This window comes from Salinimicrobium oceani, assembly GCF_012037645.1.
Genome location: NZ_JAAVJR010000269.1, coordinates 1 through 577, shown reverse-complemented (window position 1 = coordinate 577; position 577 = coordinate 1). Strand labels below are relative to the sequence as shown.

At 40.0% G+C, this 577-nt stretch carries 1 protein-coding gene; it reads left to right on the top strand.

Annotated features, from left to right (window positions below):
* Positions 1–300 precede the first annotated feature (300 nt).
* Positions 301–577, top strand: a 277-nt coding sequence (locus tag HC175_RS16665; protein ID WP_209310036.1) for a hypothetical protein, incomplete at its 3' end; no start/stop codon positions are given.

Genomic DNA, 577 nt, shown 5'->3' with positions numbered 1-577 from the left:
GGAATTTCAATTATCTGATCCACGAATCGGATTTCAGACAGGAATGGTTTGACTTCCGACAAGGAAGAAACATTGAGTGGGTAAGAGAACAAATATCTGATCGAGTGGATGAGTAAAAAAAGCCATTGCCTAACAACGTATAAAAACAATGCTTAATTTAGTCTTGAATCGAAAGTCCGTGCTCGCTTGCAAAGCGGATTGTCCTGCGGACAATCACGCGCGCCAGCTCGCACTGTTTTTATACTGGACGTTAGGCAATAGCTAAAAAAAATGATAGTCAAGGAAGCAAATATTCGAGAAATGGCAGAACTCCTTCTGTGCGGACAAATTTGTTTTCTAAATATTCGGACAGGTGAATTTGATTATCATCCGTCAGAAATGGATTTTTTTCCAGATGAGGATAATCCCTGGCAAGAAGTAATAGATAAAATAGAAAATAATTGGGATGATTATATTCGAATCGAGCCAATGAACTCCAACCAGTCTTACGCTGTAATGGAAACCTTTGCGGACCAGCTGGAAGCGGACGGATTTCGCAAAAAGTTACTTACTGCTCTAAACCGACCAAAACCTTTCA